The following is a 24,540-nucleotide window of genomic DNA, read 5'->3' as shown; positions in this document are numbered from 1 at the left end:
ACGACGATCATAGTGGATTCATGAACACGACGACCTTCCGCCCTCAGCAAGCTCAGTCCTTCGAGACCGTCGCGCCTGGCATCCAGTTCAGCTTCCTGCGCCGCCACGACAGCGGCAGCGGGCTGACGGTGCTCGTTCGCATGGAGAAGGGGGCGCACGCGCGCCGCCACGACCACCCCGGCGGCGAAGAGACATACCTCGTCTCGGGGAGGCTCCGGATCGGCGAGCGGGTGCTCTCGCCAGGCGACTACCTCTGGACGGCGCCGGGCGAGCGCCACGACGGATACGCCGAGGAGGAGAGCGTCTTCTTCGTCGTCCTCCCAGGCGGCCTCGACGTCATCGACGCGCGCTGAGCGACGGCCCTCGGGGGAAGTACTGCGGTGAGCGCGTCCCCGCCGAGGTGTCTCACGCGCGCGTCAGCACCTGGAGGAGGTCACGCCGGGTACGCGGGGAGCACGAGATCGCTGGCGGCGCTCGTGACCATCTTCTCGAACCAGCGGGAGAGCGGGCGCGAGGTGAGCGCCCGGTACATCGCGTTGCGCAGCGCGAGCTGCACGCGGGTCGGCGGTGCGTAGAACGAGCCGACGTGCTTCGCCCCCTGCTGGCAGCGCCGGGCATACCGGCGGATCCGCGCCTCGTAGCTCTGGAACGCGGCGCGATGGTCTCCCTTCGCGACGGCGAGCTCACCCGCGAGCACGTACGCGCAGACCACGGCGAGGCCGGTCCCCTGTCCGCCGAGGGTGCCGCCGTAGCCGGCGTCGCCCAGGAGAACGACGCGACCGCGGGAATAGCTATCCATGTCGATCCGCCCCACGGCGTCGAAATACAGACTCGGACTCTGCCTCATCGCCTCGAGCAGACGCGGCACCTCCCACCCCATCCCCGCAAACCGCTCGGCGAGGATCGCCTTGTGCTGCGCCACGTCGCGCGGATCGTGGTCGAGCGGCCTGGAGGCGAACATCAGGAGCGCCGTTGCCTCCTCGGGGCGGCGGGCGCTCGCGATGCTGGCGGCCCGCCCCGGCTCGCTGAAGATGAGGCCCTGGTGATCGAGGCCGAGGTGGTTCGGCGCGGCGAACGTCGCCACGTAATGGCCGTGGAAGCGCAGGAACCTCGGCTCGTCGCCGAACGCGAGCGCGCGCACGCGGGAGTGCAGCCCGTCGGCGCCCACGACCAAGTCGAAGCGCCGCGGCCGGCCGCGTTCGAACGTGACGTCGACGCCGCCGGGCGTCTCGGTGAGCGAGGCGATGCTGTCGTCGAACACGAACTCGGCCGCGTCCTTCGCGGCCTCGTGGAGGATGCGGCTGAGATCGCCGCGCTCGATCTCGACGTCGCCGCTCGCGAACGCCGCGGGGAGCGTGACGATTCGGCGGCCGGCCTCGTCCACCATGGCGAGATCCCGCATGTGGGTCTGATGCTGTCGAATCGCGTCGAGCACCCCCATCTCGCCGAGGACGCGCAGGTGCGTCGGCCCGCGGAAGTCCACGGCGTTGCCTCCTGCCCGCAGGGCGGGGGCGCGCTCCACCACGGTGGGGGTGAACCCGCGACGCGAGAGCCAGTAGGCGAGCGCGGGGCCTGCGATGCCTGCGCCGGAGACGAGGACGGTGCCGTTCGACATGGGGACCTCGGGGGGAAGGTTGCGTACGTCGTACGCAACCTGTCGCGTACGTCGTACGCACGAGCATGGCGACGACGTCGGCGTCCGGCACCCCCCCTAGGGCGCGATGGCCGAATATTCTAGGCTAGAACAGCTGCGGCTGCGCGCTGTATCCCGGCGGCATCGCGCGTTCTTTCAACGGGCCATCTGTGCTAGTACAGTCACCATGCCTCCGGTGAAGCGCGGTGCGCCGACGAACCGTCGCAAGTCGGGCGAAGGACCGCCCTACGTGCAGATCGTGAACGAATTGCGCGCCCGCATCGCGTCCGGGCGCCTCCGTGCGGGCGATCGCATCCCATCGACGCGCCAGATCGTCCGCTCCTTCGCCGTCGCGCACGCCACCGCCACCAAGGCGCTGTCGACCCTGCGCCACGAGGGGCTCATCCGATCGATCCCGCGCTCGGGCCACGTGGTGGCCGAGGGCGATCGCGCGGCGCGCGAGCCGTCCGAACGAGGCGGCGCCCTGACGCGCGAGCGGATCGTGCAGGTCGCCATCCGGCTCGCCGACGACGAGGGGCTCGACGCCCTCTCCATGCGCGGTGTCGCCGCGAAGCTCGGCGTGCCGACGATGTCGCTCTACCGGTATGTGGAGGGGAAAGACGCGCTCGTGCTCCTCATGATCGACGAGGTGTTCGGCGAACACCCGCTGCCGAGGTCGCCTCCTCGCGATCTGCGCGAGGCACTGATCCGCGCGGCCCGCGCGCAGTGGGCGCTGTACCGGCGGCATGGATGGCTCGCGCACGTGATGCCGCTCGCGCGGCCGGTCGCGCTGCGCAACGTGATCGCGCACGCCGAGTGGATCCTGCGAGCCATGGAAGCCCCCGGGCTCGACGCGGTGACCCGGATCGAGGCGCACATGACGCTCTACAGCTACGTTCGCGGCGTCGCCGTGAACCTGGAGTCGGAGCGCGAGGCCGAGGCGACCACGGGGATGACCGAAGCGCAGTGGAACGAATCGCAGGGGGCCGCGTTCCTGGCGATCGCGACGTCGGGGCCGTATCCGAGCTTCGCCAGGCTGCTGAACGAGCTCTCGGGCGGGTACGATTTCAACCTCGATCGCGTGTTCGAGTTCGGCCTCCAGCCGATGATCGACGGCCTCATGAAGACGCTGCGGCCGCGCGAATGAGCGGGCCCGCGGCGCGAAGCCGAGCTCACGCGCGCGTCAGCACCTCGAGGATGTGCCCGTCGAGATCGCGGAAGTAGAAGCCGCGGCCGCCCTTCCGGTGGTTGATCCGGCCCATCTCCTTCGCGTGCGGATCGGCGCTGAAGGGGATGCCGGCGCGCTGGACGCGCTCGAAGATCCGGTCGAACTCCGCGTCGTCCACGAAGAACGCGTAGTGGTGCGGCTCGAACGTCTCCCGGTCGGCGAAGTCGAGCGTGAGCGCGTCGTTGATGCGCACGGGGGAGAACGGCCCGAACGGCGCGTCGACCGCGAGTCCGAACATGCGCGCGAAGAACTGCGCGGCAGCCTCCTTGTCGTGCGCGGGTACGATGGTGTGGTTGAGCTCGATCGACATCGGTGATCCCCTCCCCTTTTGCCATTCGATCCGGAGCGTGGATCGTCAAGCGGCGCGCGCGTCCTCTTCCATGCTCGCTGCCGTTTCCGGGAGTTCTTCCGTCGAACCTTCCAAGGTTGGCACGTTCGCGCGGCGGGGCATGCGAAGACAGCCCGCAGCACCGTGGAAGTCGGCCCATCGGCAGCCGAGGGTGCTGGATGGACTTCCTCGGCCGCGGCGGGTGATCCATGGTTGCGATGGCAGCCGGCACCAGGCACCCTGTTTCGACCTTGCCGCTGTGCTGATGAGGCGGCGGGGTATGGGCTGGAGGTGCACCTCATGCTGCTCGACCGATCCTTTCGACGAACGCTCCTTGCTGGTCTCCTGCTGAGCGCCGGTCCGTCAACCGCAGCCGCGCTCCTCATCGCAGCGCCGAGCTGCGCCGGGAACGACATTCGCTGCTTCGAGTGGCCCGAGGAGCTCGGGGCGTGCCTGGACCGCGACCAGGCGTGGGAGGAGCTCAACCTGATCAAGGAACGTTGCTCTGAATTGATCCTGTCGGTAGAGAGCGACGCGAAGCAGCGAGATGGCGCGTGCTGCTATGAGGTGATCTCCACCGAAGTGTCCCATAGCTGCCACACGGCGGGCGGAGGTGGCCGTGGTGGCCCGTCGGAAGGCACTGGTGGTCGGCTAGACGGCGGTGGCGGCCAGTCGGCGGGTGGTGGCGGCCAATCGGCGGGTGGCGGCGGCCAATCGGCGGATGGTGGCGGCCAATCGGCGGGTGGCGGCGGCCAATCGGCGGGTGGTGGCGGCCAGTCGGCGGGTGGTGGCGGCCAGTCGGCGGATGGTGGCGGCCAATCGGCGGGTGGTGGCGGCCAATCGGCGGATGGCGGCGGCCAATCGGCGGGTGGCGGCGGCCGGTTTTGGGCGAGGGCAGCTCCGGGGCCCAGGCACGACGTGAGTACACGCAAATGAGCCAATTCGTTCAACAATGCCTCGAACGAGAGGCCCTGTCGCTCACGTGAGCAGCGCCGACATCGCGCAGCGGGATCGGTGGTCCGACCAAGCGCTGATCGCGAGGAGCCTGGCAGACGCGCCGGGCGATCGCCGAGCCGTGGAGCCATCTGCGCCAGCCGCCGGAGCCGGACGGGCGAGCGCCCTCGAACGCCGGGGCCTTTCTGCCTGGGACGCCGGAGCCACCCCGGATCGCCCGGCGTGTGGCGGCGCCCGCTGAGCCGTTGTAAACGCGGGGCGTGACCCAGGTGCGCTCGATCTTCGCCCCAGGACTCTTCGGACACCAGGTAGCGATCGTCACCGGCGGGGGCAGCGGCATCGGCCTCGCGTGCGCGCGTGAGCTAGCCTACCTCGGCGCGAAGGTCGCCCTCTGCGGCCGCCGGGCCGACAAGCTCGAGGCCGCGGCGAAGACGCTCGCGGGCGACGGCGTCTCCGGCGACGACGTGCTCGCCGCGCCGTGCGATATCCGCGAGCCGGAGCAGATCGCCGCCTTCGTGGGCCAGGTCCTCGGGAAATTCGGCCGCGTCGACGTCCTCGTGAACAATGCCGGCGGCCAGTTCCCGAGTCCGGCCATGGATATGACGCCGAAGGGCTGGGAGGCAGTCGTGCGCAACAACCTGAACGGCACCTTCTACATGACGCGCGAGGTCGCGAGGCGCGCGATGCTCCCGGCGCGCCGCGGCCGGATCGTGAACGTCACCGCGTCGGTGAGCCGCGGCTTCCCGGGCATGGCGCACACGGGCGCCGCGCGCGCGGGCGTGGAGAACCTGACCCGCTCGCTCGCCGTCGAGTGGGCGGCGCTCGGCATCCGCGTCAACGCGGTCGCGCCCGGCAGCAACATCCGGTCGAGCGGCACGTCGCAGTACGGCGACGAGCTGCTCGAGCTCGCGCGGCGCGCCACCCCGCTCAAGCGCCTCGCCACCCCCGAGGAGGTCTCGCGGCTCATCGTCTTCCTCGCCAGCGACCAGAACGACTTCATCACGGGCGCGGTCTACGGCATCGACGGCGGCCAGCCGCTCTGGGGCGACATCTGGTCCGTCCCCGAGCCGGACGGCGCGCCGAGCGCTCCACCGGACGCGAAGGGCTGAGAGGGCGCGGCGTGACCTATCCGCCCCCGTCCCCTTCCGCCGAGCACGACGTGCCGGAGCTCATGCCCGACGCGCTCGACGACGACACGACGACGCCGTACGGGCCGCCGTCCTCCGGGATGCCGCCGTCCGCAGGGCCGCCGCCGTCCTCCGGGATGCCGCCGTCCGCAGGGCCGCCCGCCGAGCCGTCGTTCCTCGGGGACGCCGCGCGGCGCGTGCGCGACTACTTCCTCGCGCTCGACCCGACCTTCCTGTCCGCGATCGCGCCGCTCGCGCTGATCGCCGTCATCCTCTTCACGCGCGCCCCGTCGACGAACTACATCTTCGACGAGCAGGAGGCGCTCCTCGCCAACCCGTACGTGAACGCGAAGGGCGGGATCGGCTTCCTCGACGCGATCCACCGCGATTTCTGGGGGCTGCCGCCCGACCGGAGCGTCGGCTCCTACCGCCCGCTGCCGAACTTCCTCTGGCGCACGATCTGGGCGGTCACGAAGCAGCCGTTCTTCCACCACTTCTACAACGTCCTCTTCCACGCCGTGAACGGCGCGCTGCTCACGTGCGTCACGTTCTGGCTGACGCGGCGGCGCGGGCTCGCCTATCTCACCGGGCTCCTCTTCGTCGGCTGCGCGGTGCTCACCGAGGCGGTGAGCGGCATCGTGGGCATCGCCGACGTGCTCGGGGGCATGGGGGCGATCGCCGCCCTCGCCGCCCTCGCGCTGCCCGCGTGGGCGATGCCGTTCGGCGTGTTCGCGGCCGTGCTCTTCGGCCTCTTCTCCAAGGAGAGCGCGCTCGTCTGCGTGCCGCTCGTCCCGTTCGCCGCGCTGATCGCCGCGCCGCTCACCCACCCCACGCGGCCGGCGCGGTTCGTCCGGGCGCTGCTCGCGCTGCTCGCCGCGGGCGCGGCGTTCGTGCTCTACGTCGAGCTCCGGCGGCGCTGGTTCCCCGCGCCCATGCCTGCCGAGCTCGCCGCGCCGCTCCCCGAGGGCGCGCCGCTCGTGAAGCGCGCGCTCCACGAAGCGCTCGTCTGGTTCCACCAGGCGCCCCTGCCGCGCGATCCGCTCAACAACCCGCTCGGCGCCGCGGACATGCCGCACCGGATCGCCGGCGCGCTGCGCGTCTACTGGCGGGGCCTCACCCAGATCGTGTTCCCGTGGACGCTGAGCGGCGACTACTCGTACCCGCAGGAGCCGGTGCCGGACAGGCTCGTCTTCTTCGGCAGCGTCGCCGGCGCCGCGATGATGGTGCTGCCCCCGCTCGGCTCGCTCGCGCTCTGGATCGCGGCCCTCCGCCGCGAGCACCTGGAGCGGCGCGAGCGGCGCTCGGTGCGCGCCGCCTTCCTCGTCGACGGCGGCCAGGCGACGTCGCGGAGGTGGCCGCTGCTCCTCGCGGGGGCGCTCCTCGCGATCGCGGCGGCGGCGCTCGCCGCGTACGACTGGCACGTGCTCCGCCCGGCGGAGCGCGTGCCGCTGCTCCGGGCGCTGCCGCTCGTGCTCTGGCCGCTGCCGTTCCTGCCCGCGTTCCTCCTCGGGCTCGGGCTGCTTGTCGAGGGCGCGCGCCCCCTGCCCTGCCCGGCGACGGCGGACCGGAGCGCCTGGGTGCCGCTGCGCCGCGGCTACGCGGGGCTGTGCATCGCGGCGATCGGGCTGACCTGGGTCGTGGTCAGCTACTTCCCCCACTCGAACATCCCGGTCGTCCTGCCGACGGTGCGCGCCGAGCGCTTCTGGTACTTCCCGGCCATCGGCTCGTCGCTCGTCCTCGCCGTCGCCTTCTCGTGGCTCCACGAGGCGCTCGCGGGCTCGACCCTCACGCCGCGCGCGCGCTGGTCGTGGAGGGCGTGGGTGACGCCGGCGCTGTTCGTGCTCTTCTTCGGCTTCCAGTGCGCGCAGGCCTACCGGCACGCGATGGACTACCGCAACGACCTCGACTTCTGGGCGGCGACGAAGGAGGCGGTCCCGAACAGCGCCAAGGCGCACCTCAACTACTCGGTGATGAAGGGCGCCCGCGGCGACCTGGAGACCCGCCTCTCCGAGAGCAAGATCGCGATGGATCTCGCCCCGACGTGGCCGATGGCGCACGTGTACACGGGCGACACGCTGTGCCGGATGCACCGCCCCGACGAGGCCTTCCCGCATTACCAGCGCGGCATGGAGCTCGGCCCGAACGAGCTGAGCCTGATCGCGCTCGCGCTGCAGTGCCTGCACGACGAGCAGCGGCTCACGGCGCACGACGCGGAGCTCCGGCGGCTCGCGGAGGAGCACCCCGGGACGTGGCTCGCGTACCTCGCGATCGACACGCTCGACAACGGGGCGACGCACGGCGGCGTGGACCCGAAGTACCGGCCGCGCGGCTACAACGAGGGGCCGAAGGAGTGACCGCGGCCTGGCACGTCTACATCCTGCGCTGCGGCGACGGGTCGTTCTACACGGGGATCGCCCGCGACGTGGAGGCGCGCGTCGCGCAGCACGCGGCAGGGCGCGGGGCGCGGTACACGCGCGGCCGGGGGCCGCTCGCGGTGGTCCACGTCGAGGCGGCGGCCGACAGGGGGGAGGCGCAGCGGCGGGAGGCCGCGATCCGGAGGCTGGGACGCGCGGGCAAAGAGGCTCTCGCCGCCGGGGGCCGGGGGGCAACGTGAACGTTTACGTGGTCGTGAACGTGGTCGTGGTCGTCAACGGTAGGCCGTGAACGTGGTCGTGGTCGTGGTCGTCAACGGTAGGCCGTGAACGTGGTCGTGGTCGTGGTCGTCAACGGTAGGCCGTGAACGTGGTCGTGGTCGTGGTCGTCAACGGTAGGCCGTGAACGACCACGACCACGACCACGACCACGACCACGACCACGACCACGACCACGACCGCGTAAATGTTCGGATGTAGGAGAACGCGGCGCGAGGCTTTGTGGTTGCCGTGGATCTCACGCCCGGGATGTAGACTACAATCGTCGGGGTGAAGCCCTGCCCCTTCTGCGCGGAGCAGATCCAGGACGCCGCGATCAAGTGCCGATTCTGCGGCAGCATGCTCGACGAGCGAGCGCCGGTAGCCGCAGCCCCCGCCGCGCCGCTCGCCCACGCTGGCAGCGCGCCCGCCCACGCCGGCGGCGCGCTCGCCCCCGCGCCGGGCGCGGCGCGCGTCCTCTTCGAGGGGACTCCGAGCTGGAAGGCGTGGTTCTGGTCCTACCTGGCGGCGGGCGTGCTCTCGCTCGTGCTGGTGGGCCTCATCTGGCTCGGCATCCTGCACTGGAAGCGCAAGAGCCTCCGCTACAAGATCACCGATCGCACGATCGACTACGAGGCCGGCCTGCTCACGCGCCGGATCGAGACCCTGCAGCTCTGGCGGGTCCTCGACATCGACCTCCGCCAGACGTTCATGCAGCGGCTGCTCGACGTCGCCGAGATCCGCGTGTTCACGAAGGACGCGAGCGACCCGGAGCTCGTCATCCGGGGGCTGCCGGCGTCGCGCGAGCTGTTCGAGGCGCTCAAGAACGCGGCGGAGCTCGCGCGCCAGCAGCGCGTGCTCGGCGTCGTGCAGTGAGCCCGCCCCACGAAGCCTAGATCGGAGCCCGACCATGCCCCCGAGGCGATCCCCTCTCGACGAGCTCCCGGACGTGCGCGACGGCCTGACCCGCGCCGAGCGCATCATCCTCTGGAAGCTCTCCGAGCTCGAGAAGGAGTTCAACGGCCGCAACGTGCCCACGGCCACGCTCTACGGCCGCGTCGTCGAGCACATCGACCTCTCGGTCCCCGAGTTCCAGCGGCTCATGCAGCGCCTCGTCGGCGTGCGCTGAGGGCGCCACGGCGCGTCACGCCCCTCGGCGAGCTCGCAGCGCGCACCACGTCCTGACGGACGACCGCGGAGAGCTCGCCGGGCGCTGCCGCCGGGCGACCCCGAGCGCCGCGCGGCGGACCTTGCGGTCGCTCACGCCGGGCCGCCGGCCGTGAGCCGGCTGGACGTGCGGTGGCGCGCGCTCCTCGATGCCGGCGCAGCGCGACGGCGCGGCGGAGCAAGCTGCGCGAGGCCGCGGTGGAGCGCGACGCGCGCGGGCGCCGGGTCATCGGAGGCTGCATGGCCACGCAACCTCCGAACGCGCGGCGAGAATCCCCGGGAACAATGGCGGATCCCAAGGAAAGCGACGCGAACGAGCCTCCGGGCGGCCGAAACGTGCGGCCGATCAGCCCTTCCTTCTATGGCACCTACGCGGAGAAGTGGGCCGTGATCGTGGGGATATCCAGGTACAAGGATGCGGGCCTCAACTTGAGATATGCGGCTCGCGACGCGGAGGATCTGGACAAGCTCCTCAGGACGAGCTGCGGCTTCAAGAGCGCCAATGTCCAGCTCCTGCTCGATGAGCAGGCGACGACAGGCAGGATCACCTGGGCGCTCCGGAGCTTCCTCAAGAAAACTGCCAAGGACGATATCATCGTTCTCTACTTCGCGTGCCACGGCCAGCCGGACGTAGGGGCTCGAGGCAACATCTTCTATCTGATCACATGGGACACCGACCCCGGAGACGTCGGGTCCACGGCCCTGCCGATGCGGGAGGTGCAGAACGCCCTGAACGACTACGTGCTGGCCGAGCGAGGGCTCATCCTGGTCGATACCTGCCACGGCTCGCCGATCGGCGGCTCGACGCGGGCGCGGAGCGTCAACGCGGGCGACGTGATGAACCAGCAGGCGGAGGCGCTCAGCAAGGCACAGGCGGGGATCGCGACGATCTCGTCCACGCGAGCGAACGAGACGGCGCAAGAAGGCGCGCAGTGGGACGGCGGCCACGGCGTCTTCACGTACTTTCTCCTCAAAGGGCTGAGCGGCGAGGCCGCCGAGGACGACACCGGCAAGGTGACCGTGAGCAGCCTCTACGATTACGTGAGCAAGAACGTGACGGAGGCCACGGAGCCCGCGCCGCAACACCCCTGGATCAGCGGAAACGGCTTCGACAACAGCCTGCCACTCGCCTGGAGGTCGACGCTCGACATCGAGGAGCGGCTGGTGCTCGGCCGCCATCTCGCCGACATCGCGCGGCTCCTGGCCGATCGGGTCAGCATGGACCTGGCCAGCGCGCTCTTCGTCGAAAACACGGTCGACCTCGGCCTCGCGCGCCTCGATGCCGGGGACGTCGACCGCGCCATCCCGATCTTCCAGGCCGTGGTGAGCCAGGGCGGAGAGGGCGCCGTCGAGTCGGCGTACTACCTGGGCCTCGCGCTCGCGAAGGCGCACGGCGAGGGCGCGGCAAGGCAAGCTCTCGAGCTCTTCCTCGCGAAGGCCCCCGACGACCCGCGAGCGACCTTTGCGCGCGATCTCTTGACGAATCCGGAGCGCCGCGCGAGCGCGGGCACCCGGCGCGCGCTGCTGATCGGCGTCAACCACGATGCCCGGGGGACGAGCGAAGACGTGGCGGAGGAGAAAGACGCGCGCTCGCTCCGCGAGGTCTTGATCGACCGGTGGGGCTTCGCCGCCGGCGACGCGACCTTGCTCTGCGGGCCCCAGGCAACGCGTGACGGCATCCTGAGCGCGCTGCAGAAGCTCGTCGATTCAGCGGCCGAGGATGACGCGGTGGTCGTCTTCTACAGCGGCATGAGCGGCCCCTCGCCCGCCGGAGCCTCCATGATCCTTCCCTACCGCGTCAGCAGCGGCGGCGCAGCAGCGGACGCCGGGCCCCCCGACGCGTCGATCGCGCAGGACGAGGTTCATAGGAGCCTCCAGCGCATCCGCTCACGGCGCAAGACGCTCATCCTGGACACGAACATATCGCCGAAGCTGATCGAGCTCGCCCGCGGTGCATCCTACGCCGCCCTGTTCGGAGCCGGCGCCGGACAGTATGCCATCACCGTGCCCATCGATGAGCGCTACGGCCGCCGCGGGCTCTTTTCATGGGCGCTGGTCGAGCAGCTCAAGACGGCGCTACCTAGCACCACGCTGGAAGAGCTCAGGGACAGAATCGCGGCGACCATGCACACCCTTTGGAGCAAGCGTCAGCAAGATCCGCACGTGAGCGGGACAGGACCTCTGTCCCACCGCCTCGAGCCGGTGAGCATCGACCATCTCACCCTCTTCGAGCTGAGCCGGCGCCGACGCTTCGACGGGTTCGCGCGCCACGAGCTCGAGGCGCGCTACGCTGCGGTCCTTCGCACGTTCCCCGCGCCGCCGCCCGAGCTGCACTACGCCGCCGGTCGCGGCTTCCTCGAGCAAGGAGCGTACGCTCGGGCAGCGGAGGCGCTGGCCGCGTCGGCGAGGGCGCGCGCACCCACCGAGCCGGAGGCGCTCATGGCGGTCGGCGTCGCCCAGATCGGCGCTGGACAGCGGGAGGCCGCGGCCGGCTCGCTCCATGGATACCTCGGCGCCTTTACCCCGACGGAGCAGGCGCCGCTGGCAAAGGACGTGACCACGCTCATCGCGCGGCTCGAGCAAGGCAACCGCTTCGCTGTCATCGTCGGAATCGACGCGTATGGCCATCCGGGCGTGCCCCGCCCGCGGGGCGCGGTCAACGACGCGCACGCGCTGGTTCAGGTGCTCATCGATCGGTACGGGTTCCTGTCGGAGAACGTGCGCTTGCTCCTCGACGGCGCCGCGAGCCGCGCCGCGATCGTCGCGGCGTTCAAGGACCTCGCCGCGAGGCCGGAGGACGCTGCCGCGCTCTTCTATTTTGCCGGCAACGGCTCCTTCGACGCGAAAGGTGATCCGACGATCGTGAGCGCGGACGGGCGGAGCGAAGGCGTGCTCGACATCGCGCTGCGCGAGCTCGACGAGCTCGCCGGTCGGGGCTCGGCACGGCTCGTCACCATCATGGACGCCGGCTGGACGAGCAGGACATCCGCTGAAGGGGCGAGGTACGTCGAGGCGGATCCGCGGCCGGTCCCGCTTCGACGCGTCCTGATCGGGCCCCGGGGCTTCGAGGTTCCCCCCCGCGTCGGCAGGCTGACCGCGCTCAATGGATCCATCAACATGGCAAGCACGAGCGACGACTGGCCGATGGTCGAGAAGCTCATGCCCCTGTCGCCGCCCGGCTCCGGCGACGCGGTTCACGGTCTCTTGACCTACGAGATGGTCAAGGTGCTGAGAGCAGCCCAGCCGACCGCGCTGACGTGGCGAGGGCTGTTCGGGATGATCCCGGCGACCCTTAACGTGGACATCACCGGAGAGGGAATGGAGGAGATCGCGTTCGACGACAGGCTCCTGGACAGCGCCCGCGCGTGCCTCACGAACCTCGATCGCGAGCCGGCCCGCCGTGCGCTCGCCGTGCTCGAGCGCGCTGACATACCCAACCGACTCCTGTGGCGTGGGATCGCCTACTCCATGCTTGAGAACTACAAGGACAGCATCGAGGCGCTCGAAGCGTTCATCCAGGAAAAGGAGGGGAAGCTGTCGACCGCGGCGCACTATCACCTTGGCCGCGTGCTCTTCAGGAGCAGGCGTGACCTGGACCGCGCCGTGAGCGAGCTGCGATGGGTGACGCAGCAGGATCCCACGGACTCCGCCGCGTTTCTTTATCTGGGCAGGGCGCTCCGTGCCCGCGCCAGGAGCGACATCCGAGGGGAGGCGGCGATGGCCTACGCCAAATACCTCGAGTCCGGCGCGCCTCCCGGCTACGAGAACGAGGCATGGAGTTTCCTGACAGCGAGAGAAGAGTAGCGCGCCTGGATCTGGACGGTCGAAGCGCGATCATGTCGCCAAGCTCGACGGCGATAACGAGATTGGCGACGAGCCTCCCTTGACCCGTGGCGTACGCAGTTCGAAATGATGGTCCGAAGGGTGTCGCGTTGTACGACCGCCACGCGCCGCCCTCCAAGAAGGGTAGACGAACGCCCATGGAAACGAGAGAAGAACCGATCCACATCTGCCACGATCGGATACTGCCGCTCGCGCTGGAAGAGACCGCGAGGCGGATCGCCGTGCAGGAGAATCCGGCGAACGACGTCGACCCGAACATCGACGTGAACGATCCGAACCTCCCGCCGGCGGAGCGCATCGCGCTCATCGCGCAAAAGCGGTGGCGCCCCGGCAAGCGCCTGAGGATCCGTTTCCTCGACGGTACGCCCGCGATGCAGGCAAAGCTCGCTCGAAACGCGATGGAGTGGACGCAGCACGCGAACATCCAATTCGACTTCGGCGAGTCGGAGTTCGCGGAGATCCGGATCTCCTTTTATGCCGACTCGGGCTCATGGTCGGCGATCGGCACGGACGCGCTTGTGCAGGAGTATTTTCCGCTCCACCAGCCGACGATGAACTTCGGGTGGCTGCGCGACGACACCGACGACGAGGAGTACTCGCGCGTCGCGCTCCACGAGTTTGGCCACGCGCTCGGCGCCATCCACGAGCACCAGAACCCGCAGGGCGGCATCCAGTGGAACGAGGAGGCCGTCTACAGGTACTTCTCCGGCCCGCCGAACTATTGGCCCCGGGCGACGACCTACCGCAACGTCATCGCCAAATACTCGGTAAACCTGCTGATCGGGACGCGGTTCGATCCGGACTCGATCATGCTCTACGCCTTCCCCGCGACCCTCACCCGGAACGGCGTGGAAACCAGGTCGAACACCAGGCTGTCGCAACGGGACATCGACTTCATCAAGATCGCCTACCCCAGGTGATCTGCGCCGAAGCCCGACATCGATAACCACCCGTTCGAGAAACCTCATGAACGACCAACGCAGCTCCGGCCCCCACGACGCGAGGATGAGCGAACCGCGGACGTCGAGCCCGACGTTCCGGGCGTTGCTCATCGGCATCGACTTCTATTTTCGGAACTCTCTCCCGAACGGCGCGACGTACTTGTCGCTGCACGGCTGCGTGAGCGACGTCGACCGCGTCGAGAAGGCCCTGCGCGCACGGGTGACCATGCCGCACGACATCAGGACGCTCCTCTCGTCAAACGTCGGGGACGAGGTGCCCGGTGGGCCGGAGAGCGCTTGGCCTACCTACAAGAACATGAAGGCGGCGCTGGATGGGCTGCTCGCCCGTACGCAGCCGGGCGACCACGTGTACATCCACTACTCCGGCCACGGCGGCCGCGTGCTCACGAAGTTCACCGACCTGAAGCCCGGCGGGTTTGACGAGACGCTCGTGCCGACGGACATCGGCGACGGCTCGCGCTACCTGCGCGACCTCGACCTCGCGTATTACCTCGACCAGCTCACGAGGAACAACCAGGCGACCGTGACCATCGTGCTCGACAGCTGCCACTCCGGCGGCGCGACGCGTGGAGTCAGCATCGCGACGCGCTGCGCGACGGGCGCCCGCGAGGGCACGGATCCCACGCTCGACACCGCGGAGCGCCCGACGGACGGCGTAGCCCCCGACGACGAGCTGTTCGCCGCGTGGACGCGGCTCGCAGCGACGGGCAGCGGGCGGCGCGCGGCGATCGCCACGACCTGGCTCCCCGAGGCCAGGGACTACGTGCTCCTCGCGGCGTGCCGCGACGTGGAGACCGCGCTCGAGGTGCGCTCGCAAGGTGGCCAGTCGACGGGCGTGCTGACCGCGGCGTTCCTCGAGGCGCTCGAGGGGCTCAGCAAGGACCAGACCTGGAAGGCGCTCTACGAGGGCGTGCTCGCGAGCGTGCACGGCAAGTATCCGTCGCAGACTCCCCAGCTCCTGGGTCAGGAGGAGCGGCAGGTCCTCGGGGCCGAGCTGCGGCCGGTCGTGCACACGGCGAGGGTCGACGGGATCGACGCTCCGAACCGGAACGTGAAGCTGAGCGCCGGTCTCGTGATGGGCACCCCCGTGGGCGCGAAATTCGGGATCTACCCCCCGGGGACCACGGACTTCACGCAGGTCAACCTGCGCGCGGGGGTCGCCACCGTCTTCAAGGTGATGGCCGTGGAGAGCTGGGCGTCGCTGGAGGAGGGCGCCGCGATCGATGCTGTAGCGCTGGGCGCGCCCGCGCTCCTCGAGGACCTGGGATCCATCGAGCTGCGGCGAGCGGTCAACCTCTTTCACCGGAACGACCTGCCGCCCGAGATCGATCAGGATCGGGCGCTCGGCGCCGTGGGCGCGGAGATCAAGGCGAGAGGGCGAGGGTTCCTCGAGCTCGTCTCCGGCGGGACACCGCACTACCAGGTGGCTCTCGACAAGGATCGTCGCTACGAGATCTGGGACCCGTCGGGAGAGCCCATCCGGAATGTGGGGACGGTGGCGATCGGCGCACCGGATGCCGCCAAGGTCGTCGTCGATCGGCTGATCCATCTCCTCCGGTATCAGGCCATCCTGAAGGTCGCCGATCCGACCTCGGGGCTCAAGGACCGTATCCGCATCGAGCTTCTCGCCCCGCCGCAGGGGTGGTCGGAGAGCAGGCCGCCCGAGGGCGGGACCGTGATCGAGCCGGACGGCGACGCGTGCGTCATCGAGCCTGACAACTGGCTGTTCGTCCACGTCGTGAACGAGAGCGACAGCCCTGTCAACATCGCCATCGTCGATCTCGGCGATGACTGGGGGATCCGTGCCCTCGAACCTCCGCCGCCCGAGGGGCACATCCTCCCCACGCGGCGATATTCCACCGTCGACGCCAGGAGCGAGGCCCGTTTTGCATTGCAGTTCTTCCTTTCCCAGGGGCGCGCCTCGTCGCTCGACGTCATCAAGATCTTCGCGACCCTCGGCGATGCGGATTTCTGGTGGCTCCTGCACACGTCGATCGACAGCCCCGTGACCCGGTCGCTGGCCACGAGGGACACGGCCGCATACGACGCGCTGTTCCGGCTACGCGAGGCGCTCGACGCGGAGGAGAACACGCTGCGCGACGTGCGCCCCAGGTCCGCGCCGGGTGAGGAGTGGACCGCGAGACAGCTCCGCGTCGTCACGCGGCGGAAGTGAGCCTCGATGGAGCGAGTACGTGACATGGAGTGCCTGCTCGTCTCGGCGCGCGACGCCCCTCGTCAGGCGGCCCGCTGCTCGAGCGCGGCCCGCAGCGCCGAGACGGAGGCGCTGCGCAGGTACACGACAGGCGCCCCGTCCGCCGCGAGGGTCTGCATCTGATCGCGCAGCGCGTGCGAGACCATCGTCACCATGATCACGATGAGCGCGATCCTCCCCACGCCGTGGCGCGCGCCCGGCGGCACGCGGTTCTCGTAATGGCGCAGCGACCAGCCGTGCTTCTCGACCACATCGCGGTAGCGGCTCGACATGCCGCCGCTGCCCCCGATGACGAGCACCGTCTGATCCTCGCGCTTCCTGTCGACCGCCTGGGAACGCCGCTCCGCCTTCATGCCGTGTCTCAGAGCAAGGCGTAAGCCACGCTTCTCGAGCGGTCATCTCGGCGCAAAACCCGTCGTTCTGGTCTATTCCCGGGGATTTCCGGGCAAATTGTCGGTGAGGCGCCGGGACCTTTGTCATCGTGACAGGGCGACCGCGCGGGCTCCGCAGCGCTGGCCACGAGGGCGCGCGGGCGCGCCGGCGCTGTGGTACGAGAGCGGCCCGCTCTCTCCTGCCGCCATGCCGTCTCCCCCCGCACCGCCCAGCGACGCGCCCCCGCCCGGCACCGTCGAGCGCTGGGCCTGGGATTACGTCCTCTCGACGGACCTCGAGCACAAGCTCGCTCCGCCGCCCGTGCCCTCCCTCTGGGAGTCGGATGCCAAGCTGTCGGCGCCGGGCGCCGCGCCCGCCCCGCCGCGGCGCCTCGAGCGACCTGGACGGCCCGCCGCGCTGCGCATCTCGGAGCGCGCGCAGAAGAGCCCGGGGCCCGAGGCGCTGCGCAACCCGGCGCGCCGCGCGCAGCTCTTCCATGCGTTCCTGCACCACGAGCTCCAGGCGGCGGAGCTCATGGCCTGGGCGCTGCTCGCCTTCCCCGAGACGCCGCGCGCCTTCCGCGGCGGCCTCGTCCGGATCGCCCTCGACGAGGTGCGCCACATGCGGCTCTACGCCGCGTACCTCGCCGCGATCGGCCACCGCTTCGGCGACTTCCCTGTGCGCGACTGGTTCTGGACGCGGGTGCCCGCCGCCGCGTCGCCCGCGCAGTTCGTGGCCGTGATGGGCATGGGCCTCGAGGGGGGCAACCTCGACCACACCGCGCGCTTCGCCGAGCGCTTCCGCGCCATCGGCGACCTCGAGGGCGCCGCGCTCACGGAGCAGGTCGGCGCGGAGGAGATCCCGCACGTACGCTTCGGGGTCCGCTGGTTCCGCCGCTTCACGCAGGCGAGCGGGAGCGCTGGCCAGGCGGCGCCTTCCATGTCTGCCGCAGGCGATCCGGCCGCCGCGGGTGAAGCCGCGCCTCGTGGGCCGGACGACGCCGCGCAGCGCGGGCCGAGCGACTTCGAAGCGTGGGTCCGCCACATCCCTCCGCCCCTCTCGCCGCTTCTGATGCGGGGCGAGCCGATGAACCGCCGCGACCGCAGCCGCTCCGGCCTCTCCGAGCCGTTCCTCGACGCGCTGGCCTCATGGACCGAGCGAGCGCCTGGGTCCTGAACTTCGACGCCGACGAGGAGCTGGCGCGCCCCGCGGGGTACACCCCGCGCGCCGCGGTCGCCGGCCGGGCGCCCGATCTCGCCGGCCGGGTCTCGGCCCTGCTGCGCCCCGGCGACGTCGTGCTCAGCCCCGAGCTCCCCTCGCCCCTCGTGCCGCCGGCGCCTCCTGGAACGCCGCTCGTCGGCCGCGCGTGGTGCCCAACGCCCCGCGCCCGGCGCCTCGTCGACCGCGCCGGCGTCGCCCTCGCGGAGGCGCCGCCGCTCGACGTGCTCCGGCGCGTCAACCACCGGAGGTTCTGCGCGGACCTCGGCCAGACGCTGCCCGGCGCGCGCTACGTCGCCTCGCTGGCCGAGCTCGAGGCCGCGATCGCGGAGCCCACGCCGACGGGCCACTGGCTGCTCAAGCGGCCGTTCGGGTTCGCGGGGCGCGGCCGGCGCCGGGTCGCCCGCGGCGCCCTGCTGCCCGACGCGCGGCCCTGGGTCGTCGCGTCGCTCGACCCCGCGTCGCCGGACAGCGGCCTGCAGGTCGAGCCCTGGGTCGAGCGCCGCGGCGACTTCTCGCTGCACGGGCACGTCGCCCGCGGCGGCGCGGTGCGCCTCGGAGACCCGTGCATCCAGCGCTGCGACGCGAACGGAGCGTACCTCGGGGCCGCCCTGGCCGGCGAGGGCGACCTCGGCGATGGCGAGCGCCGGGGGCTCGTCGAGGCCGCGCGGGAGGCGGGGCAGGCGCTCGCCGGCGCGGGCTATTTCGGGCCGTTCGGGATCGACGCCTTCCGCTGGGAGGACGAGCACGGCGCGCTGCGCTGGAATCCGCGGTGCGAGATCAACGCGCGTTACACGATGGCGTGGGCCATCGGCATGGGCAGGGCGCGGCCTGATCTGGAGTGACCGAGGCCGTCCTCCAGGGCAGCGAGCACGAATTCTGGCAGCGGCGCCCTGCAGTCGAGCGCAGCGTCCTCCGGAGCTGCTCTCTTCCTCGCGCCAGACGCTCCTGGATCGTGCTGGGGTCCTGACCGAGCTCGGCCGCAATCTCCTCCACCGTATGTCCCAGAGCGGCGTCCACCACGACGTCGCGCAGCGCAGGATCGATCCGGTCCAGGTGGCGGAGGCTGAGCCGCGCCTCCACCTGCCCGAACGGCGACGGCATAGGGTCATCGTTCACCGCATGCGAATACGAATCGCGGCCTTTCTCCCACCGACGCTGGAACTCCCTGTAATGCGTCGTGTGGTGCCACACGACCACATCCAACCAGCGTCTCGTGGCCTGCTTCATCGACGGGTGCTCGCGCGCAGGGACCGCTCCTGCCTCGACTGTCCTCCATACGGAGAGCAGGATATCCTGCATCACGTCATCTCGGTCGCACGCTGGAACCTGGAGCCGGCGCAGCCTGTCCCTGATCATGGGCCTTTGCTGCACGATGGCATCGAATGCAACGCGTGCCACGGGGCGCATGTCCAGGTCCACCGCGTCCGAGGCACGGTGGCGCTCACCCATGGCTCCCTACTCCCGGAAGTGTCGTGTTCAGCGGAGAGCGCTCTGCGTCCTCCCAATCGGACGCGCTGGCGGAGCTCGCCCCCGCTTCATCACGCTGTAGTGGGAAGCTCGTCAACGTCGCAGCTCGCCCGGCGAGCTCCGCCCCTGCGGGGGCGCGGACAGGGATCGGCGATCGAAGCCGCGGCACCGGTGGCGGCGGGAGCTTCGCCCGCGGGCTCCTGGCCGCGAGCTCGGGAGACGGCACCACGGGCGGAGGAACGTCGAGCGCGCGAGGAGGCATCGTGGGCGGAGGCGGCGGCGCCGAGCTCGGCGCCGGGGACGATGCCGACGCGGGACGCGCCGAGCTCTCGCGCCTGGTGACGGGCTCGCCCACCTGGATCACCGCGGTCTCCTCTGCATCGGTCCGGTAGTCGTCGTGCAGCCGCCACAGGCGCTCCCAGTACCGGGCGGGTGTGCCGGTGAACTCCTCCAGCTGACGGGCAAGGCCGGGCGTCATGGGAAGGTCGCTCCTGAGCAACCTCTCCACCTCCCTCGACGATAGCCCCGTGCTCTCGGCCAGCTTTCTCCTCCACGAAGGGTTCGTCGCGCAGAACGACTCGAGGACCCTGCCTGGCCTGGGGACGGGGCGCGCGCGGATGTCTGTCAGCTCTGCGAGCGCCGCATCGATGTGACAGTCCAGCAGGCGCCGGTATCGATCCCGCTCCGCCGCTGCCTGCTCCTTCGCCTCGGTGAGGGCTGCCGCCTCGTCATCCTGCGCGTGCTCGCGCGCCTCGCGGAGCCCGCGCTCGCGGCCCAGCGCTTCGCGCGCGGTGACCGCGAAGCCGATCGCGACGCAGGCTATCATCGCGAGCCCGAGCGGCGAGATGAGCCACATCGCACCGAGCAGATCCTCCATCGTAGTCATCGCGTTTCGTTTCCTGGACGTGACCGTTCTTGTCGGGAACAAGGCGGATCGAAGCCTTGTGCTGTCCGAAGACATCACGAGCGTCCCCGCCTGCTTGCCGTCAGAGCACTGCCGGGGGCTCAGCGCAGCTGTCGGAGCATTGCCTCGCGCTCGGCGGCGAGCAGCCCATCGGGGAACTCCCGCGCGTGGGCGTGCAGCAGCTGGAGCGCCTCGACGTCGGCCATGGCATTGCCGGCCTCGATAGCCCTCCGGGCCTGGTCGATCAGGCTCCTCTCGTGCTCGCTGATGACGGTCGGTCGAATGGCCCTCGCCGGAGATGCGGGCCGGCCGTTGGTCCTGGTCGAGGGAGCGGGCGTGCTGCTCGCCGCCGCCTGCGCGCGTGCGCTTCCTTGATCCCTGACCGACGAGCTCTCGTGCGCGATAGGCGCGGCGGGAATCGCGGCGCCGTGCGCGCCGTCTCGCGCAGGGGACGCCACAGCATCCTTCGCTTCAGGCGGGGTGACAGGGACGCGGACCACCGCCCCCCCGAGCCATGATTCCAGGTCGGCCAGGGGCGGCACAGCGGAGACGATCGCGCCGGTCAGCAGGACGAGCGCCGACTGAACGAGGATTCTCACCCCCAGATGGCGCAGCGAGGCCACCCACGACGCGCGACGGCCGAAACCCAGCGCGAGCGACAGGAAGGCGCTGTCGTCCCTTCCCTGCGAGCGCTCCTGCGCCTGCCATCGCTCCCGCTGCACCCGGAGCTCCTTGTGCGCCCGCCAGTGTCGCGTCTTCACCGTGGCCAGCGGGAGTCCCTGCTCGGCGGCGATCTCGGCGAGCGGGACGTCCTGGAGATCGTGCTTGATCACGAGATCCCTGTACTTGGGATCGAGCTGGTCTATCAGCTCCCGCATGAACTCTTCCTGCTGCCGTCTCCGGAGCAGCTCTTCCGGGGTGGGGCACTCGTCTCGGATCTCGCACTCATCGAACGACGTCAGCACCTCGCCGCGGCAGCGGGCGTCACGTACGTGGTTGCGCGCCTGGTTGACGGCGATCGTGACGCGGTACGGGGCTGGGTCTCCCCCCGGGTCGAGCCGCTTGTCGGCCTCCAGCCCCCGCAGCAGCGCTTCCTGGGCGACATCCTCGGCGTTTCGCGCCGGCACGCCGTGGCGCCGCGCGAGGCGCCGGAAGAGCTCGAAGCCGGGGGAGACGGGTGCTGGCTTGTCCACGGTATGCAGCACACTTGAGCGGGTCGAAAGGCTTCAAAGAAATGAGCCGACAACCAATTTTGGTCGGATAATGTGCACAAATGTAGCATAGTTAACCCCATTCAGCCAGGCATGGCGGTCGGCTGAGCGCATTCAATCATCCGGCCAAAAATTCTCACCAAAACGGATCTAATCTGGCGATTTCTGTCGGTTGACGCCAAGAGGACGGCATCACTAGCGTGACTGGATGCGTTGCATCGCGCATTCGCTCTCGATCTTTCTTGCGCTCGGGGTCACGACAGGACTCCCGCGCTCGGCCGGCGCGGACGGTATTCAAGCGAAGGCGAAACCGAGCCAAAGTTCATCGGTGAAGGACCATGTTCGCCGTGGTCAGAGGGCGCGCAATGCCGGACAGTGGGTCGAGGCGCACGCGGCCTACAAGGCTGCTTTCGACGCCGCAGACCCGACGACCAGCACCGAGCGAGAGCGCGCGGAGGTCGTCGGCGAGCTCGGCCTTTGCGAGGTCGCGCTGCACAGGTACCGCGACGCGGCCGAGCACCTTGCCAGGAGCCTGGAACAGCGCGAAGCGCTGCCGGACGCGCTCCGGCGGCGATTCGAGGCAGGACAGCGCGAGGCAGCGAAGCACATCGCGACGCTCGTGCTCGGGATCGATCCCCCCGACGCCGAGGTGTTCATCGACGGCGAGCGAATCGACCACGTTGCACGGACCTACACGCGCTTCTTCGAGCCGGGCAAACACATGGTCCGGGCCCGCGCGCCGGGCCGTGAGGACGCGCTCCATTCGTTCCTCGCCGTGGCAGGCGCGGAGCATGAGATCACGATGCAGCTGTCCCGTACGGCGGCGAGCAGCGCCAACGAGGCGAGCCGCGCCAACGAGGCGAGCCGCGCCAAGGAGACCGCGACATCGGCGCCGGCCTCCACGCGCAGGTTGCCCGCCGCGCGCGCGCAGACTCCAAGCCCGTGGGCCTCCTGGCCGGGGACGCTGCGCATCACGGGGATCGCCGTCACGACGGCTGGCGTGGCGGTGGGCACCATCCTCATCGTTCGGGCGGGCAAGCTCGATGACGACCTGAGCGCCCGGCGTGACCTGCTCCAGGCCGAGCCGTCATCGAGCGCGTCGATGTGCTGGCACGCGCCTCGAAACTCGCCGTGTGGCGAGCTGGCGCGCCTTCAGGACGCGCGCAACACGTACGGCCGCGCCGGGCTGGCCGCGGTGATCACGGGCGGTGTCCTCGGGGCCATGACCGCCGCGTCATTCCTCACGGACTTCTCGTTCCTGGGAGTCAAACCGGCTGGGGATCGAGTCAATGTCTCGCCCGTGGCGAATGGAAGCGAACTCGGCGCGCGAATCGAGGGGAAATGGTGAGCACGAGGGCTGCCGAGAGAATGGGAGCGCTGACAGGCCGAGGCGCCGTGAGGTCGGTCATCGCCCTCGCAGTCTGCTTGTGGGGAGCCGGTACGCTGACGGCTTGCGCTGGCTATTCCGATGATTGCTCGGAAAAGCTGGCGTGTGCTCCCGAGCCGGAGCCTCCGCTCGACCCGTGCGCGGGAGAGCCCAGCACAGCGCCAGCGCTCGACAAATGCGGCGTGTTCGTCAGCGAGAACGGCGACGACGAGCACCCCGGCACGAAGGATGCGCCCGTGAAGACCTTGCAACACGCGGTCGGGCTCGCCGCGCACGGGCGAGGCCACGGCGAGGCAGCGACCCGGCGCGTGTACGCGTGCGGCGGGAGGTTCGAGGAGGCGCTTGCGTTACCCTCGGGCGTCGATCTCTGGGGCGGGCGGCGCTGCGAAGACGGCGGGTGGTCGTACGAGGGGTCGTTCGGCGGGCCGGATCACCCGACGATCATCGCTCCGGCGGTGGGCATCCCGCTGCGGGTCCTCGGAGGGAACGACGGGGGCATGGCAGGGGACGACGCGACCTCCGTGATCTTCGGCGTGCACGCCGTGGCGGCCGACGCCTCCGCGAGCGACGGGAAGTCGTCGATCGCGATGATCTTGAGCCCGGGTGCCAAGGCGAGGGTGGCGTCGAGCGATGTCATCGCGGGCAACGGCAAGGATGGGGAGGCGGGCAAGGACGCGCTCAGCGTCCGCGCGAAGGACGGCGAGCAGGGGAACCACGGCGCGGACGCATGTACCGCGGACGCCGCCGTGGGCGCCCTGCCCGTCGTGACCATGTGCGACGATGGGAGCGAGTCGACGGGCGGATACGGCGGCGACGGCGGACTCGACGTCGGCCGCGATGGCATGCCAGGAAAGCCGGAGCCTGCGGAAAATCCGCAAGGCTACGGGATTGCGGGGCTCGGCGCGGGCAGCGATCCGTGCACGAAGGGGGGAGACGGTGCGCCCGGTGCCAGCGGTGGCCGCGCTGACAGCGCGGCAGGTGAAGGCTACCTCGACATCCACGGATGGGTGGGCGTCCGGGGTGAGGATGGAAAGAAGGGCGGCGCCGGCCAAGGGGGGGGCGGCGGCGGCGGCAGCAAATCGCGTGGGCCCATGGTTGCGTGTCCTGGAGACCGCCCTCAAAGCGGTGCGGCCGGCGGCTCGGGGGGGAGCGGGGGTTGCGGCGGCCAGGGAGGCCGGGGCGGCGGCTATGGCGGAGCGAGCATCGCCATCGTTGCACTGGAGGACTCGGAGCTAGAACTCGACGCCACGAAGGTTGTCGCAGGCAACGGCGGCAATGGCGGGGTCGGCGGAACTGGTCAACCAGGCGGCGTTGGCCGGTTCGGCGGCCACGGGGGGAAGGGCTTCACTAACACGAACATGTGGGAGGCGTGTGCTGGTGGCCTCGGCGGCGACGGCGGCCGCGGAGGTGATGCGGGCGGCGGGCTCGGCGGCGCTGCCGTCGGCATCGCGTACGTGGTCCCCCATCTGGCCATCCTGCCCGGCACGACCTTCGAGGTTGGGGGAGCTGGAGAAGGCGGCCCCGCAGGCAACGCCGATGTCAATGAGGAGGTGGGCAGCGGCGCGCGCGGCCCACGAGGTCAACTCTATCGTTTCGGTGCGGCAAACGAGCCGCCCCGTTGAGTCGCTCACCGCGGCGCCGCCGTCGAGGAATACCGATGATGTCAAAAGACACGATGGTCTTGCCCCTTGCCCTCTCTCTCGCCACGGTTGGCTGCGAGAGCGCGCCAGGCCCCATCGGCGCCGATGATCCGCCGTGTGCGCTCACATCGTCGTGCCAGGACGAAGCACCGCCGGAAGCCCTCTGCCTCGAGCACCTTGCGGCCGATCGGTTCGACGACGGCTGCGGCATATTCGTCAACACTTTTTTCTTTGGCGGCGATGACGCGAATCCA

General features: G+C 70.4%; 19 protein-coding genes. 14 read left to right on the top strand and 5 right to left on the bottom strand.

Going from position 1 to position 24,540, the window contains the following annotated elements; genetic code table 11:
- Positions 1-20 precede the first annotated feature (20 nt).
- Positions 21-353, top strand: coding sequence for a cupin domain-containing protein (locus tag WMF29_RS05205; RefSeq protein WP_437327771.1), 333 nt, complete (start codon positions 21-23; stop codon positions 351-353).
- Between the two features lie 80 nt (positions 354-433).
- Here WMF29_RS05205 and WMF29_RS05200 read toward each other — a convergent pair whose 3' ends face one another.
- Entirely contained in the window at positions 434-1,615 is a 1,182-nt protein-coding gene (locus WMF29_RS05200) for an FAD-dependent monooxygenase (RefSeq protein ID WP_437327770.1), read from the bottom strand.
- Between the two features lie 106 nt (positions 1,616-1,721).
- On the opposite strand from WMF29_RS05200, the gene WMF29_RS05195 reads away from it, so the two are divergent.
- Positions 1,722-2,780 (top strand): TetR/AcrR family transcriptional regulator C-terminal domain-containing protein, encoded by a 1,059-nt coding sequence (locus WMF29_RS05195; RefSeq protein WP_437327769.1) that lies wholly within the window; start codon positions 1,722-1,724, stop codon positions 2,778-2,780.
- 25 nt (positions 2,781-2,805) lie between these two features.
- On the opposite strand, the gene WMF29_RS05190 is transcribed toward WMF29_RS05195, so the two are convergent.
- Complete coding sequence (locus WMF29_RS05190) at positions 2,806-3,171, bottom strand: VOC family protein (RefSeq protein ID WP_437327768.1); 366 nt, start codon at positions 3,169-3,171, stop codon at positions 2,806-2,808.
- A 1,232-nt stretch (positions 3,172-4,403) separates the two neighbouring features.
- Here WMF29_RS05190 and WMF29_RS05185 point away from each other — a divergent pair.
- The 8 genes from WMF29_RS05185 (at position 4,404) to WMF29_RS05150 (ending at position 16,045) form a co-directional block, all read left to right on the top strand.
- Complete coding sequence (locus WMF29_RS05185) at positions 4,404-5,252, top strand: SDR family oxidoreductase (protein ID WP_437327767.1); 849 nt, start codon at positions 4,404-4,406, stop codon at positions 5,250-5,252.
- An 11-nt stretch (positions 5,253-5,263) separates the two neighbouring features.
- A complete protein-coding gene (locus WMF29_RS05180; RefSeq protein ID WP_437327766.1) occupies positions 5,264-7,624 on the top strand; it encodes a tetratricopeptide repeat protein in 2,361 nt (786 codons plus the stop codon).
- A complete protein-coding gene (locus WMF29_RS05175; protein ID WP_437327765.1) occupies positions 7,621-7,884 on the top strand; it encodes a GIY-YIG nuclease family protein in 264 nt (87 codons plus the stop codon). Before WMF29_RS05180 ends, WMF29_RS05175 begins: the two co-directional genes overlap by 4 nt.
- A 307-nt stretch (positions 7,885-8,191) precedes the next feature.
- Positions 8,192-8,776 carry a PH domain-containing protein gene (locus WMF29_RS05170; protein WP_437327764.1) on the top strand — a complete coding sequence of 195 codons (585 nt, stop codon included), beginning with the start codon at positions 8,192-8,194 and terminating at the stop codon, positions 8,774-8,776.
- Positions 8,777-8,810: 34 nt separating this feature from the next.
- A complete protein-coding gene (locus tag WMF29_RS05165) occupies positions 8,811-9,029 on the top strand; it encodes a hypothetical protein (protein WP_012233609.1) in 219 nt (72 codons plus the stop codon).
- 323 nt (positions 9,030-9,352) lie between these two features.
- Positions 9,353-12,871 carry a caspase family protein gene (locus WMF29_RS05160; RefSeq protein WP_437327763.1) on the top strand — a complete coding sequence of 1,173 codons (3,519 nt, stop codon included), beginning with the start codon at positions 9,353-9,355 and terminating at the stop codon, positions 12,869-12,871.
- Between the two features lie 176 nt (positions 12,872-13,047).
- Complete coding sequence (locus tag WMF29_RS05155) at positions 13,048-13,830, top strand: matrixin family metalloprotease (RefSeq protein WP_437327762.1); 783 nt, start codon at positions 13,048-13,050, stop codon at positions 13,828-13,830.
- A 46-nt stretch (positions 13,831-13,876) separates the two neighbouring features.
- Positions 13,877-16,045 (top strand): caspase family protein, encoded by a 2,169-nt coding sequence (locus WMF29_RS05150; protein ID WP_437327761.1) that lies wholly within the window; start codon positions 13,877-13,879, stop codon positions 16,043-16,045.
- Between the two features lie 62 nt (positions 16,046-16,107).
- Here the strand turns inward: WMF29_RS05150 and WMF29_RS05145 are convergent, their stop codons facing one another.
- A complete protein-coding gene (locus WMF29_RS05145; protein WP_437327760.1) occupies positions 16,108-16,437 on the bottom strand; it encodes a DUF2325 domain-containing protein in 330 nt (109 codons plus the stop codon).
- Between the two features lie 226 nt (positions 16,438-16,663).
- Between WMF29_RS05145 and WMF29_RS05140 the strand changes: the two genes are divergently transcribed.
- Complete coding sequence (locus WMF29_RS05140; RefSeq protein WP_437327759.1) at positions 16,664-17,632, top strand: ferritin-like domain-containing protein; 969 nt, start codon at positions 16,664-16,666, stop codon at positions 17,630-17,632.
- Positions 17,605-18,519 carry a hypothetical protein gene (locus tag WMF29_RS05135; RefSeq protein WP_437327758.1) on the top strand — a complete coding sequence of 305 codons (915 nt, stop codon included), beginning with the start codon at positions 17,605-17,607 and terminating at the stop codon, positions 18,517-18,519. The genes WMF29_RS05140 and WMF29_RS05135 overlap by 28 nt, the downstream gene beginning before the upstream one ends.
- Before the next feature lie 599 nt (positions 18,520-19,118).
- Here the strand turns inward: WMF29_RS05135 and WMF29_RS05130 are convergent.
- Both WMF29_RS05130 and WMF29_RS05125 read right to left on the bottom strand, forming a co-directional pair.
- Positions 19,119-20,021: a helix-turn-helix transcriptional regulator gene (locus WMF29_RS05130; RefSeq protein ID WP_437331079.1), complete on the bottom strand. Its 903-nt coding sequence runs from the start codon at positions 20,019-20,021 to the stop codon at positions 19,119-19,121.
- Between the two features lie 128 nt (positions 20,022-20,149).
- Positions 20,150-21,241, bottom strand: coding sequence for an RNA polymerase sigma factor (locus WMF29_RS05125; protein ID WP_437327757.1), 1,092 nt, complete (start codon positions 21,239-21,241; stop codon positions 20,150-20,152).
- Positions 21,242-21,587: 346 nt separating this feature from the next.
- Here WMF29_RS05125 and WMF29_RS05120 point away from each other — a divergent pair, with 346 nt between their 5' ends.
- Positions 21,588-22,607: a hypothetical protein gene (locus tag WMF29_RS05120; RefSeq protein WP_437327756.1), complete on the top strand. Its 1,020-nt coding sequence runs from the start codon at positions 21,588-21,590 to the stop codon at positions 22,605-22,607.
- A 20-nt stretch (positions 22,608-22,627) separates the two neighbouring features.
- Positions 22,628-24,268: a hypothetical protein gene (locus WMF29_RS05115; RefSeq protein ID WP_437327755.1), complete on the top strand. Its 1,641-nt coding sequence runs from the start codon at positions 22,628-22,630 to the stop codon at positions 24,266-24,268.
- Positions 24,269-24,540: the final 272 nt, after the last annotated feature.

Origin of the sequence: Sorangium sp. So ce381, from assembly GCF_051473845.1 — a bacterium.
GTDB classification, from domain to species: domain Bacteria; phylum Myxococcota_A; class Polyangia; order Polyangiales; family Polyangiaceae; genus Sorangium; species Sorangium atrum.
The sequence above is the reverse complement of the archived record's forward strand: the minus strand, read 5'-3'. Positions and strand labels throughout refer to the sequence as shown.

Coding starts and splice junctions, on each gene's coding strand:
- WMF29_RS05205 (WP_437327771.1), top strand. CDS start 21: ATGAACACGACGACCTTCCGCCCTCAGCAAGCTCAGTCCTTCGAGACC.
- WMF29_RS05200 (WP_437327770.1), bottom strand. CDS start 1,615: ATGTCGAACGGCACCGTCCTCGTCTCCGGCGCAGGCATCGCAGGCCCC.
- WMF29_RS05195 (WP_437327769.1), top strand. CDS start 1,722: ATGGCCGAATATTCTAGGCTAGAACAGCTGCGGCTGCGCGCTGTATCC.
- WMF29_RS05190 (WP_437327768.1), bottom strand. CDS start 3,171: ATGTCGATCGAGCTCAACCACACCATCGTACCCGCGCACGACAAGGAG.
- WMF29_RS05165 (WP_012233609.1), top strand. CDS start 8,811: ATGCCCCCGAGGCGATCCCCTCTCGACGAGCTCCCGGACGTGCGCGAC.
- WMF29_RS05160 (WP_437327763.1), top strand. CDS start 9,353: ATGGCGGATCCCAAGGAAAGCGACGCGAACGAGCCTCCGGGCGGCCGA.
- WMF29_RS05155 (WP_437327762.1), top strand. CDS start 13,048: ATGGAAACGAGAGAAGAACCGATCCACATCTGCCACGATCGGATACTG.
- WMF29_RS05150 (WP_437327761.1), top strand. CDS start 13,877: ATGAACGACCAACGCAGCTCCGGCCCCCACGACGCGAGGATGAGCGAA.
- WMF29_RS05145 (WP_437327760.1), bottom strand. CDS start 16,437: ATGAAGGCGGAGCGGCGTTCCCAGGCGGTCGACAGGAAGCGCGAGGAT.
- WMF29_RS05140 (WP_437327759.1), top strand. CDS start 16,664: ATGCCGTCTCCCCCCGCACCGCCCAGCGACGCGCCCCCGCCCGGCACC.
- WMF29_RS05135 (WP_437327758.1), top strand. CDS start 17,605: ATGGACCGAGCGAGCGCCTGGGTCCTGAACTTCGACGCCGACGAGGAG.
- WMF29_RS05130 (WP_437331079.1), bottom strand. CDS start 20,021: ATGGAGGATCTGCTCGGTGCGATGTGGCTCATCTCGCCGCTCGGGCTC.
- WMF29_RS05115 (WP_437327755.1), top strand. CDS start 22,628: ATGGGAGCGCTGACAGGCCGAGGCGCCGTGAGGTCGGTCATCGCCCTC.